We start from the raw sequence: 11389 nt of genomic DNA on the forward strand, positions 1-11389 counted from the left end.
GCTCTTCCTACTGCCCCAACTTTGCAACAGCACCTTTCAGAGTAAACCCTGGTCACGGGGATTCGTTTGTGTCAGGGATTGTATGATCGAAACCTATGACTCAGGACACGACCTTGTTGACTCAGCGAGGGGGCCATCAACCTCTCTCTAACTTCACCAGCAACCTCGGCCTTCCCGAAGGGCTCCTTCCCCAGCAGCGATGGCCGATGAAGCCGACTGTTTCGCAATAGTCGGTTGGTCGTCGAAGGCGTCATCTACCGCTACCACGCCAGAATCTCGTGGCGGGATCTTCCCCACGCCTACAGGGGCCGCAATGTTGCCGGGCGGGCGTTTGTCCTGGCCAGGCAGTGGCACGGCCTGGCCAATCACTATGACAAGCTCGCCATTTTTTACCGTGGGAGCCGTCGTAGTGGGTGCTGCCAGCAAGGCCTATTCTGCAGAGTTCAGGCGCGACGCCGTCGCTCTCTACGAGAACTCTCCTGGCGTGTCGATTTGGACCGTCACCCCAGAACTCCGAGTCAACCGCAACTACTCTGCAGATCTGAATTAGGAAGTAGACCAGGACGAAAAGTTCCTAGAGGACCTCAAGGTGGAAGAACTTCACAGCCGTTCCGTAGGCTAATTCCAGATAAGCACCACAATCGAAAACCCTTGAGCTTCGACCTGAAAGGAGTTGCAGTGACTTCGTGGGGATATCGCGTTTACACATTTGAACTATTTGAATCCAGGAGCCAACGCAAAGACGCCTTGCATCAAGACATCGAAGAGCACCGTGCCCTTCTTCTCGAGGCTGTAAACCTTGTGTCCAGAGAAACTAGAGTAGCCAAGCCTCAGCGCTCTTCGAGTGTTTCGACCCAAACGGATGATCTCATCCTGGATGAGAGCGACGGGTACCAGAACACTAAAACAACACTCAGAGTCAGAGGGGTCACCTACTCCTCTGAACTCAGTGCGATTCACGCCAATATCGCGCTCGGAGATGTCGGACTTCACGACCTAGCGGTAGGAATATCCGACAACGAAGATGACTACTCCGTAAGGGAACATTCCACTGAAGCTCCTCGTCGGGTCGACATATTTTTCCCACGATCCGGAGCCAAGGGAATGATCGTGGCAGAGACGATCGGGCGACGCGACCCCATAAGCCTATTGATCTCTTGGATAAACCATTTATCGCAAAAGCAGCGCAATGAACGCTTGCAGGACATCGACGAAACAAAAACCATTAAGGATGAAGACGGCAAGGAGATTACAAAAACGGAGGCCAGAGGCAGGGTGCCTAGAGCTCTAAGAGTTGAAGCTAAACGTGTCGCCGATCCCGACCAGCTTCAAGAAATTATCGACAGCATTAGTTCGATGGACACTGTTTTCACCCAAACGGACAGCTCAAACAGAAAAATAGAGAAGGAACTAGTAATTAAGGTGAAAGAACAACGAACGATGCGAGAGATAATCGAAATGATTTCGGGAGATCAAGGTGAGGAAAAGATTATTGAGCAGTCTCTCGAGACACTTAATCTTGACCAAGGCCACTTAGAAAAAACAAATCTAGACTTCGACAGCATGAAAGCACAGGTTCGTAGCGATGAAGGGAACGTAACCCTAGTTCCCGGAAAATTCTCCGACCTTTTCAACTACAAGTTCGAGAACACGGGAAATCCAACCAACAACCCCTACTACGAGACCACGCTAGCAAAGGTAAAAAAACTTATAATTCCTGCGGGGATAGCCCTCGATGTTCCGGATGTGAACGAAATGGTTGACTGGGTCGATAGCGAGGAAAAATCATGGTCCGAAGCAAGCTTCCCGAAAAGCCAGTAGTTCCGCGTTCCGGGAAAACGCTTGCGGTAATCATCGCCGTTCTGAGCTTTTTGGTTCTAATGTTTCTCGGCGCCCGGGCTACTGATTTCGGAACAATCGCAAGCGCGCTCGGCCTATATTCGGCCGGATTGCTGGGAGTGTTTGGCGTCTTAACATCCTGGCGAAGCACTATCACTAGAAGAAAACATCGCTATTTACAAGTTGAAGATCCCTGGGTAGAGGTAATAAACCGAGCCGTAAATATTGCGCTTCGTGGATCTGTACTCGCTTTTTCGCTCATGCTCTTCGCTGTGGTCGCACCTGCAGTAAAAGAACAAATTTATTCATTGCTGATCGATCGCTCGATTTTCGATCGCTCGATTTATTCAATAATCGCAACCACTTCCAGCTCAATCGCGATAGCTGGAGTCATCACGCTGGGGTTGATGTCTTTACAGATGGTTCGTGACGTTAATGGTGTCTACGCGTGGAACAATTATATTGAAGCGAAAGAAGCACAAAGGGCCGAACAGAAGAAAAGAGCCAGCGGAAAACAACCTTACTGTCTGGAATCTTGCGATGATTAACCCGCATACAGCCATCGCCTCGGAGGAATCCCGCCCCTCACGTCTTCGCTCAAGTACAAATCTGTAAACCCAAAAACTGTCTGTTTGCGTACACCCTAAGTGAACGTTTTTGAATTACAACTTTTCCCTGTTCGGTAGGGTTAGATTATGTCTAACAGAACAGAACCGTCACTGCCTCTAGACATCAATGAACATCAAGACGTGGTTCTGGGGCAGAAAGTCGGTTACGCCCGGGTGAGCTCCTTGGAGCAGAATCTGGACCGCCAACTTGATCAGCTCCTTGCGGCCGGGGGCGTCCCAGATTTACAAGGAGAAGGTCAGCGGTTCGATCCGGCACCGCCCCCAGTTGGAGGAAGTGCTGCGGTATCTGCGAAAGGGCGACCAGCTCATTGTCAAGAGCATGGATCGTCTCGCCCGCTCACTGGTGGATCTGCACACGATTGTCGAGTCCCTCGACTCGAGCGAGGAGTTCCACGGAGCCGGCCACATCAAGAAGCTCGACGTCGGGGAAGAGGACAACGGAGATGCGGCGGAGGCTCATGGCCTTCACGCTACCCAGCGCAGCGGGGTGCGCCACGTACGATTGCCGGCATGCTGAAGAACTGGTGGCGCGCCTCGCTGCCCGGTGACCGCGTCCTCGCCGGCTTCGCTGCGATCCTGGCGGTGCTGTATTCCATGGGGCCGGGGGAGACGTCGACAAGCGTTGCGGTGCTGCAAGCGGTGGTGTCGTGGTGCTTTGTGCCGTTTTTCTGGGTGTGGCGCTCCCGCCCGGTGCTCAGCGCGGCGGGGTTCACCGCGTGCCTGGCCGCGTGGGCGGGGACGTGGTTTCTGGAGCTGCCGCTGAACTCGGGTATCTCGCCGTGGCTCGTGGCGGCCCCGATGGCGGTCTATGCCACGTCGCGCTACTGCGAGGACCGGCGGGTTCCGCGGTTCATCACGGCTGTCATGTTTGCGGGCACCTTCGCCTCGCCCGTGATGTGGCGGCTGCTGGACAACCTGGAGTTGCGCTACGTGGGCGCGGCCGATGCAACGTACCTGGCGGCGATCCACTGGCTGCTCCTCGCGCTGATGTACGTCGCGGGCGTGCGCGGGCACGGGGCGATGCTGCGGCGGCGCGCGGAGGAGGCGGAAAAGCTGGGTCGCCTGCACGCGGCGCAGGAGGAGGAGAAGCTGCTCATCGCGCGCGAGCTTCACGACGTCCTCGCGCACTCTCTCACCCTGATGAAAGTGCAGGCCAGCGCGGGCATTGTGGCGTCGAGAGGCGATGCCCGGGCTGCGGTAGAGGCGCTCGAGACCATCCGTTCGACATCTGACCGGGCTCTGGCCGAGGTCCGCGGTATCGTGCGCGCGCTGCGCGGGGCGGGGGACGCCGACCTGCAGCCTTCACGCACCCTCTGGGACATCCCAGGAATCCTGGAGGGTTTCCGGGCCGCCGGGTTGACTGTCGAGGAGAAGCTGCCGCGCGAGCTGCCCGAGGTGTCGTCGCTGGTGGGCCTGGCGGCGGCGCGGATCGTGACGGAGGCCCTGACGAACGTGCTGCGCCACCAGGGTTCGGGCAGTAGCGTCGTGGTGGAGCTCGAGCCCGGCGAGGCCCTGGTGCTGGACATCACGTCCCGGGGAACACCGCAGGCGACGCGGGGCGGGGGAGCCGGGCTGGTCGGCCTGGAGGAGCGGGCCCGCTCCCTCGGCGGCACGCTGAGCGCCGGGGGCACGCCCGAGTTATTCCGCGTTCACGCCGAACTACCCTTGAGGAGTGACAGATGAACACCCGCGTCCTGCTTGCCGACGACCAGGTCATGCTCGCCGAGGCCCTCTCCACCATCCTCAACGCGGCGCCCGGCATCAAGGTTGTCTCCCGGGCCGCCGACGGCGCCGAGGCGATCGCGGCAGCCGGGCGCCACATTGTCGACGTAGCCGTGCTGGACATCCGCATGCCCGTCATCGACGGGATCGCCGCGGCGAAGGCGATCATGGCGGCGCACCCCGATGTGCGGGTCATCATGCTGACCACCTTTGACGACCCCGAGCTCGTCGAGGCTGCGCTCGCGGCCGGGGTGCACGGGTTCCTGCTCAAGGACGCCGACCCTGAGGTGCTCGTCTCCGCCGTGCGCAGTGTCGCCAGGGGAGAGTCGGTGCTGGCCAGCCGGGTCACCGGGCACGTCCTCGCCGCCTACCGGGCGGCGCTGAGCTCGGGTGGGGAGCTGTCCCCGCAGCAACGCCAGGGGCTGAGCCTGGTCACCCCGCGCGAGATGGACGTGCTGCTGCTCGTTGCCGAAGGCGCCACGAACGCCGAGATCGCGCAGCAGCTGTGCGTCGCGGAGACGACGGTGAAGACGCACATCTCCTCGCTTTTGGCCAAGCTGCATGCCCGGGACCGGGTCGCGCTCGTGCTCATTGCGCAGCGAGCAGGCGCCTCCTCCTAGGGGAGGAGTCCGCGGCGTGGGATTTCGTCTCCGGGGCGGATCCGCCGGCGTCCGTCGCGTGGAAGACTCCCAGGTATGAACAGCATTTCCTTCCGCGGAGTATCCAAGAGCTTTGGCGCCCAGCGCGTTCTCGACTCGGTCAGCTTCGATGTGGCGCAGGGCCGCGTCCACGCCCTGCTCGGCCGCAACGGCGCGGGCAAATCCACCCTCATCTCGATCCTCCTCGGCCTCATCCCCGAGGACGCGGGCCAGGTGCTCGTCGGAGACAAACCCCGCACCCGGGCGTCGCTGCGCCACATCGGCGCCTCCGTCAACGGCCCGGCCTACTACGCCCACCTTTCGGCGCGTCGGAACCTGCTGGTGCACACGCGCCTGCTTGGACTGCCGGACGCCGAAGCGGACCGCGCACTCGCCGTGGTCGGGCTGACGGACGCCGGCACGAAGAAGACCCGCAGCTTCTCGACGGGAATGAAAGCGCGCCTGGCCCTCGCTCAAGCCATCCTGGGAGACCCGGAGATCCTGGTGCTGGACGAACCGCAGAACGGGCTCGACCCCCAGGGCATCACCGAGCTGCGCGGCCTGCTGCGGGACTGGGCACGCCGGGGAAGTACCGTGCTTGTCAGCTCGCACCAGCTCGGCGAGGTGGTGCACCTCGCCGACGACGCCACCATCCTGGCGGGAGGCGACGTGCGCTACTCCGGGCCGCTGGGTGAGCTGGCCCCTACCGGCGACCTGGAGACCGAGTTCTTCCGCCTCACTGCCGCGGGGGAGGAAGCATGAGCCGGTACCTTTCTGCGGAGCTGCTCCGGGCGCGCGGGTCGGCGTTGCAGTGGCTGCCGCTGCTGGCGGTGCCCCTCGTCCTGGTCACCTACGCCCTCGCCAGCGTGACCGACCCGCGCGAAGATGCCGTGGGCGTGCTGATGTGGCAGGCCATCTACCTCACAGGGATGGCTGCGCCGCTGGCCGCGCTTTTCGGAGCTGTGGCCGAGGCGCGGGAAAAGAAGGCCCGTTGCGGGGGGACGCAGTGGCAGCCGGTGAGTATGCGTCGCCAGCGTGCCGCGCGCCTGGCGGTCGTGCTGCTCAGCCTGGCCGTGTTCCATGTGCTCAACTTCGGCGGCACGTGGCTGCTTACCGTGTCCCGACCCGGGAGCGGGACAATCCTGCTGCTCGGGGCGCTGGCCTTCGCCGGGGCGATCGGCCTCGCCGGACTGGGGGCCGCGCTGGCGCGGGTGAGCAACCTCATCGTGGCCGTCGCGGTGTTCTTCGTGTGGCAGATCGTGGGGACGCTGAAGCCCTTCGCGGAGGGCGAGCACTGGTGGGTGTGGCCCATGTCCTGGCCCGTCCGGCTGGTGCTGCCGGTGCTGGGGGTGCACCAGAACGCGGTGCCCCTCGAGCCGGGGTCGCCTCTGGCCGCCGAAAAGCCCTGGCTGGCGCTCGGGCTATGTATTGCGCTGGCGGCGGTCGGTGCGGCGGCCGCGGTGTTCACCCCCGGATGGACGGGGCGGGGGCGGGGGCGTCGAGAAGCGAAAAGCGCCGTTTCCGCCGCTGTCCCCGCGCCCGCCGTCGCCCGCCGCGGGTCGGGGCGGCCGCGCCCGTTGCGGGCGATGACCAGCGCGGGGCTCACCCCGGCCCTGGCAGGATGCGTGGCATTGTCGGTGGTGGCGATGGGCCTGACCTGTCTGATCTACCCGGCCTCGTACGTGCACGGCTTGTTTTCCTTCGTGGTCCTGCCGCTTGGCGCGGGGCTGCTGCCGGTGCTGGTGTGGCCTCAGGTGGAGGGGGCGTGGGCCGTGATGCGCGTGGAGTATGCGCGCAGCGCGCGGGTCTTGCTGCTGTGGTGCTTGCTGTGCGCCCTCGCCGTGTGCTTCGCCGCCAGCTTGTTCGGACTCGCCGCAGGAGGCACGCTTGTCGACGAAGCGCGCCGGTTCCTCGTCGCCGCCCTCGTGGGCTACGTGGTCCTCCTCCTGTCGTTTCTGGTGCTGCTGCGCACCGGGGCCGCGGCCGCCGTCGCAACGGTGGTGGTCCTGGCAATCTTCTCCGTCACCCTCGGCGGGGATGTCCTGGCGCAGACTCCACTGTGGATCGTCGCGCTGCCCTCCTGGCCCGAGACGGCGGAGGGGGCGGGGCGCCTGGGCACGGCGCTGGCTCTTGGGGGAGTGCTGGCGGTTCTCCTGCACTGGCGGGCGGAGCGGGCGCTCGGCCGGCGCGTCGGGTGAGCTGGGCGAAGCCTTCGGCGCGATATAACAAATGCTCGTTAGTAAATGCTAGTCAGTCGATTAACTGCCGAGGAGTGGTGCGGCTCTTCTCGACTAACACGCATTCACTAACGAGCATGTGGATCCGATCCCGGGGGCGGCGCTCTAGGGTATGAACGGAAGGGCAAGAATTCACGATTTCGGTATTTGTCAACCTGTTGTGAGTCGTTGGTGGTGAAGATTGATGCCAACGATTGGGTTTGAAGCGTCCTGGGTTTAGTTCCTATCTATCGTGTGAGACACCACCTCTGTGTGCAACGCACGGGAGAACGATTTGTGGGGTGAGCAAAATTGGCGCCTTTCTTGTGCAGAGCGAAGGCCTTATCCGGACAGAGGTCGACGAATGTAGGCGAGATTTTCAACATCAGTTGGGATCGTTAATTGTTGCAGATCGATTTTCGATGTCTGGCTCGTAGCTGTATTTACTAGTCATTGAAGCTGCTGTTTCAAGAATTTTGGTGCATATTGCACCGCAAATCTGCGGATTTATTATTGCACTATCTGGGAAAACACTTCATTGTGATTTTTTCCTGATTTTTTATGCGAGCGCCGGTTCCATCCGGTAGTATGCATAGTGACTTTCAAGGTTTAGTCAGCTTGGAGTCCTTGTACTTACTGGCTTTTACGTGAAGCGACCCTGGGACTAACCACCCCGTAACGGGATCAACCATCGTGAACGTGTGCGGCAAGCGATTGCCGTTGCCGGGAAACCGGAAAATGATCGGCAGATCGTTATTCAGATGGTGTAGAAGGAGTTCGTTTCATGGAAATCCCGCCTCCTCATTTTGGCCGGAGGAAAACACGCGTAGTCTCCGCGAACGAATGCGTTCGTGTTGAGCTGATGCTCCCTGCACCAATTGTCCAACGACTGGCTTCTGAGTCGGCAGAGATCGGCTGTTCAATGTCGCGAATTATGACGCGTTGGCTGCGAGAGCTTGATGTGCTCGACCGTGAAACGGAAGTTCCGCATGGGGCCAAAGGGGGATGACGACCTAATAGCAATTATCGGACAAATCCGAAACACAATCAGGGCCCGATCCTGCAAGATCGCGCCCTGTGGTCGCCGACGTTCTGCAAAACGTTGGGCGAAAGAATCCAATCAATTCACTGCAAGTTACATGAATGGAGATGCGTCTATCTTGTCATGCCTCAAAATATTTAGCAACAGTGCCACTCGATCCAACGCCTCAAGCCTGAGGGTGGTGAGCGCGCGTGGGTAGATTCACGGCCCTTGCAGCGGCACCCGCAGCTGTAGAGAAATCAAGGCACGAGGGTATTCCTGCTGTGTCGGTGATTGGTCAGGCATCGCCGTCGAGGGTGCGGCGACTTACTCGACGCACGCTGCCTGATACAGATCGTTATCTGAGACTAAAGGAGCTCGGAATCCAGCGTCCAGCGGGACCACTGCGGAGTGACGCCATTGACCGTGCAGCGCTTGTCCAAGCGCACACCCGAGCTATCGACGAGGTCGCTGATGCCAAGGCGACCCGCGTGGTGGCGCGATACCTCTACGATGAGGCGCTTTTGTTCAACAGTGTTGACGAAGAGCGAGCGCTGACGCGCCCTGCGGTGGATAAATGGCTTTTCCGGGATGACGTCTTTTCTCGCAGGTCACAGCGCACATACCGGACAATCCTCTATGCGGCAGGCCGGACGCTGTATCCTCACGAATTTCCTGAACCACATCGTCAACGAGGACCGCGCCGCAAGGCTGTCCCGGCTGCGCGGCTCTCACTGGAGACCGAGCTGTATGCGATTGCTCCGAACCTCCGACCGATGCTGCGCGCGCAACTGCTGACGATCTTAGATCTGACTACGGGCGCGGGGCTGTCGTCTCAGGAGATCCGTCACCTGCGAGGAAGCGACATTTCCCCTCTTGAGCTGCCAGAGCGCACGGTGGTCCAGATTGCTGTGAGGAAAAAGGGTGTTGTCTCTCGTGTGGTCCCGGTCGTATGCCCAGTTCGAGGTCATCGCCTTTTGACTCGGGCACGCGAGGTCGGCCAGGGTTACGTGTTTCCTATCGTGGGGGAAACCATGCCTCGAAACGCCATCTGTCATGTGGCGGAAGAGCTCGTTGAGCAGGGGTTTCCTGGATTTAATGCGGCGGCGCTGCGAAACCGTTGGGTGGTAAAACTGGCCTCCGACCCGGGGGTCCCGGCTGCAATGCTGATGAAAATGGCAGGCATTGCTGATCTGCGGGTGCTGCACGATTTGGAAGCGGATCTGCCGAAGTTTTCGCCGGAGGATGAGGCAAGAGCTTTGCTGCACTGTAAAGGGGAGGACCTCTAATGACAGTTGCGGTGCAGGAGCAGAGGGTGATGATCTCGCCGGACTATGTGGACAGCTGCGCGGCTGTGATTGAAAAATCCGGTGCTCACCAAATGATTGATTTCTATTTTCACCAGGACCGTGGCGTGGGCGGACGCAAATCCACCGGGCCACAGTATTCGATGCTGGGTGTGCTTACTGTGGGTTTGGCTTTGATTGGTATTCGGCGTGTGCCCTCGATGGCGGAGATTTGGCGCACCCTATGGACTCTAGACCCTGCCCAACAGGAGCGGCTTGGCTTAGATCTTTCCTGTGGCGAGGGGACCTATCGTGCTTTTGCCATGTGGCTAACACGGCGGCTTGAACCACTTGATTCACTGCCGGACGCTCCTGCGCGTCGTGTGAAAAATGGGGATCATCGTCGAATGATGGCCGCGCGCTCTCCGGAGCAAGAACAAGCCTCCGAGGTTGCATCTGAAAGGCTCCACCAAGTTGTCAACGCCTTGGTGGCAGGCTCAATCCATGAGCAAGCTCCCAAAGGATATCGCGGCGATATCATCGCCGACGAGACCATCATCGACTTGGCAGGCCAATCGATGGGGTTAGGCAGCCGCGATACGAAACGCCGCGGAGCCGCGTACTCGGGTGCATACTATATCCGCGATCGCGAGGATCACTCCCTGCACGCCGAGCTGGGTACCCGGCGTAGTACCAAGGGAGGTGTGGCGGTCGGTATTACTGCGGTATGCCGCGTCGGACCACCGAAAGCGGTGTACTCGGTTGCGCCGGTGATTACAGGGATTTCAATCGATAAACCCAGATCAGGTTCGGTGCAGGGTTTGGCGCGTGCTATTCGTTTTCATCAAGAAAATGGGTTTGACCAGAGCATTAAGCGTGGCCGTTTGCCATTGCTGACCGTCGACATGGGCTACAACGTCAAACAGCACTTTAACGACGCGCTTCTTGCCGCAGGCTATGCTCCGGTGGTTCGCTATCCCAAGTCCTGGCGTACGGTTTTCGCATCTGACAGCGCTGCAGGGGACGAGCCTGCCAGTGGACCACTGCAAATCGCTGGTGAGTTTTATTGTCCTGCTGCGCGTGGGATCGCAGGTGACGGCAAAATAGTTCGACGCACGATGGAGCTGCTTGGAGAGGACGATGATTTTGAGCGCCACGATGCTCGACTCGAAGCGTTATTCCCGCTGATCATGGGGACTAATTCGAGGCCTTATCGGGCGCGTCAAGGCCGTGGCCGCCCTCGTATGCAGGAAGACAATTCAGAGAAGCCGGTGAAAATCGATTTGGTCTGCCCTGCCGTGCAGGGGCGAGTGCGATGTCCGCTTAAACCGGCGTCGATGACGCTCGCATCCGAGGATGCCCCGGAGATTTCACCTAGCTGGAGTGCAGATCACTATAAATGCTGCTCCAAATCCAGCATTACCCACACGTTTACCTCTGAACAGTGGAAACGTGCCCAGTGGGGGCTTGTTCCTGGCTCCTGGGAGCACGCAACCTATTATGAGGCAGCCCGTGCTATTACCGAGCAACGTTTTTCAATTATGAAATCCCCGCACGTTACTGGCATGGAATCGTTCAAGCGTGGTGTTCGGCGTGAGCCGATGCTCTACATCACACTCGCGCTGTGGGTGGCCTCGACGAACCTGGCAATTCAAGAGCAATTTGAGCGGAAAACCGCAGGTCAGGACTCGATGACACGACGACTCCGCATGGTCCGTGAGGACACTGGCCGAGACCTGGCCAAGGTGCCGCCCAGGACTTAATTGTCTGGGAAATAATCTTAAACGTATGTTCTAATGCTCACCTGGACTTTTCTGGGTGGGCATTTTTCATGTCACCTCTTTGTGTTATACGCTGTCGCCGACCGGTGAGACGGTGATTTTAAGGCTGTATTTGTGCCAACAAGGGTGGGGTGTGGGTGTAGTTAATTCTCGGGAGAATTCATATCCACAGTACGGGATACGCTTTTTGAAAAGCCATGCTGAGCTGCCATCGTGAACATCACACAGTGAGCAGTTGAACAAACTGCACCACCGGA

10 protein-coding genes and 1 pseudogene are annotated in these 11389 nt (G+C 59.7%); 10 read left to right on the forward strand and 1 reads right to left on the reverse strand.

Features of this window, described 5'->3' with window-relative positions; all coding sequences use genetic code 11:
* The first annotated feature begins 394 nt into the window (after positions 1-394).
* The 4 genes and pseudogenes from HMPREF3227_RS13240 to HMPREF3227_RS13675 form a co-directional block, all read left to right on the forward strand.
* Complete coding sequence (locus HMPREF3227_RS13240; RefSeq protein WP_156435934.1) at positions 395-550, forward strand: hypothetical protein; 156 nt, start codon at positions 395-397, stop codon at positions 548-550.
* Between the two features lie 128 nt (positions 551-678).
* The gene (locus HMPREF3227_RS04130; RefSeq protein ID WP_066492837.1) at positions 679-1821 is read left to right on the forward strand and encodes a hypothetical protein; all 1143 of its coding nucleotides are present in this window, start codon (positions 679-681) and stop codon (positions 1819-1821) included.
* A complete protein-coding gene (locus HMPREF3227_RS13245) occupies positions 1788-2387 on the forward strand; it encodes a hypothetical protein (RefSeq protein WP_156435935.1) in 600 nt (199 codons plus the stop codon). The genes HMPREF3227_RS04130 and HMPREF3227_RS13245 overlap by 34 nt, the downstream gene beginning before the upstream one ends.
* Positions 2388-2742: 355 nt before the next feature.
* A pseudogene (locus HMPREF3227_RS13675) lies at positions 2743-2787 on the forward strand (hypothetical protein); the annotation flags it as partial.
* 18 nt (positions 2788-2805) lie between these two features.
* Here HMPREF3227_RS13675 and HMPREF3227_RS13840 read toward each other — a convergent pair.
* On the reverse strand, positions 2806-2928 hold the full coding sequence (locus tag HMPREF3227_RS13840) for a hypothetical protein (protein ID WP_255356883.1): 123 nt from the start codon (positions 2926-2928) through the stop codon (positions 2806-2808).
* Between the two features lie 50 nt (positions 2929-2978).
* On the opposite strand from HMPREF3227_RS13840, the gene HMPREF3227_RS04140 reads away from it, so the two are divergent.
* From HMPREF3227_RS04140 to HMPREF3227_RS04165, 6 genes are all read left to right on the forward strand, one after another.
* A complete protein-coding gene (locus tag HMPREF3227_RS04140) occupies positions 2979-4151 on the forward strand; it encodes a sensor histidine kinase (protein ID WP_066492842.1) in 1173 nt (390 codons plus the stop codon).
* The gene (locus HMPREF3227_RS04145) at positions 4148-4810 is read left to right on the forward strand and encodes a response regulator (protein ID WP_066492843.1); all 663 of its coding nucleotides are present in this window, start codon (positions 4148-4150) and stop codon (positions 4808-4810) included. The genes HMPREF3227_RS04140 and HMPREF3227_RS04145 overlap by 4 nt, the downstream gene beginning before the upstream one ends.
* A gap of 75 nt (positions 4811-4885) precedes the next feature.
* The gene (locus HMPREF3227_RS04150) at positions 4886-5590 is read left to right on the forward strand and encodes an ATP-binding cassette domain-containing protein (protein WP_066510511.1); all 705 of its coding nucleotides are present in this window, start codon (positions 4886-4888) and stop codon (positions 5588-5590) included.
* A complete protein-coding gene (locus HMPREF3227_RS04155) occupies positions 5587-7026 on the forward strand; it encodes an ABC-2 family transporter permease (RefSeq protein ID WP_066510513.1) in 1440 nt (479 codons plus the stop codon). The genes HMPREF3227_RS04150 and HMPREF3227_RS04155 overlap by 4 nt, the downstream gene beginning before the upstream one ends.
* 1530 nt (positions 7027-8556) lie before the next feature.
* On the forward strand, positions 8557-9354 hold the full coding sequence (locus HMPREF3227_RS04160) for a hypothetical protein (protein ID WP_231725120.1): 798 nt from the start codon (positions 8557-8559) through the stop codon (positions 9352-9354).
* Positions 9354-11114 carry a hypothetical protein gene (locus HMPREF3227_RS04165; RefSeq protein ID WP_231732316.1) on the forward strand — a complete coding sequence of 587 codons (1761 nt, stop codon included), beginning with the start codon at positions 9354-9356 and terminating at the stop codon, positions 11112-11114. The genes HMPREF3227_RS04160 and HMPREF3227_RS04165 overlap by 1 nt, the downstream gene beginning before the upstream one ends.
* The last annotated feature ends 275 nt before the right edge of the window (positions 11115-11389 follow it).

This window comes from Corynebacterium sp. CMW7794, from assembly GCF_001563605.1.
GTDB classification, from domain to species: Bacteria; Actinomycetota; Actinomycetes; order Mycobacteriales; family Mycobacteriaceae; genus Corynebacterium; species Corynebacterium phoceense.

Excerpts from the sequence above, each read along its gene's own strand:
- HMPREF3227_RS13245 (WP_156435935.1), top strand. The coding sequence starts at position 1,788 with ATGGTCCGAAGCAAGCTTCCCGAAAAGCCAGTAGTTCCGCGTTCCGGG.
- HMPREF3227_RS13840 (WP_255356883.1), bottom strand. The coding sequence starts at position 2,928 with ATGAGCCTCCGCCGCATCTCCGTTGTCCTCTTCCCCGACGTCGAGCTT.
- HMPREF3227_RS04140 (WP_066492842.1), top strand. The coding sequence starts at position 2,979 with ATGCTGAAGAACTGGTGGCGCGCCTCGCTGCCCGGTGACCGCGTCCTC.
- HMPREF3227_RS04145 (WP_066492843.1), top strand. The coding sequence starts at position 4,148 with ATGAACACCCGCGTCCTGCTTGCCGACGACCAGGTCATGCTCGCCGAG.
- HMPREF3227_RS04150 (WP_066510511.1), top strand. The coding sequence starts at position 4,886 with ATGAACAGCATTTCCTTCCGCGGAGTATCCAAGAGCTTTGGCGCCCAG.
- HMPREF3227_RS04155 (WP_066510513.1), top strand. The coding sequence starts at position 5,587 with ATGAGCCGGTACCTTTCTGCGGAGCTGCTCCGGGCGCGCGGGTCGGCG.
- HMPREF3227_RS04165 (WP_231732316.1), top strand. The coding sequence starts at position 9,354 with ATGACAGTTGCGGTGCAGGAGCAGAGGGTGATGATCTCGCCGGACTAT.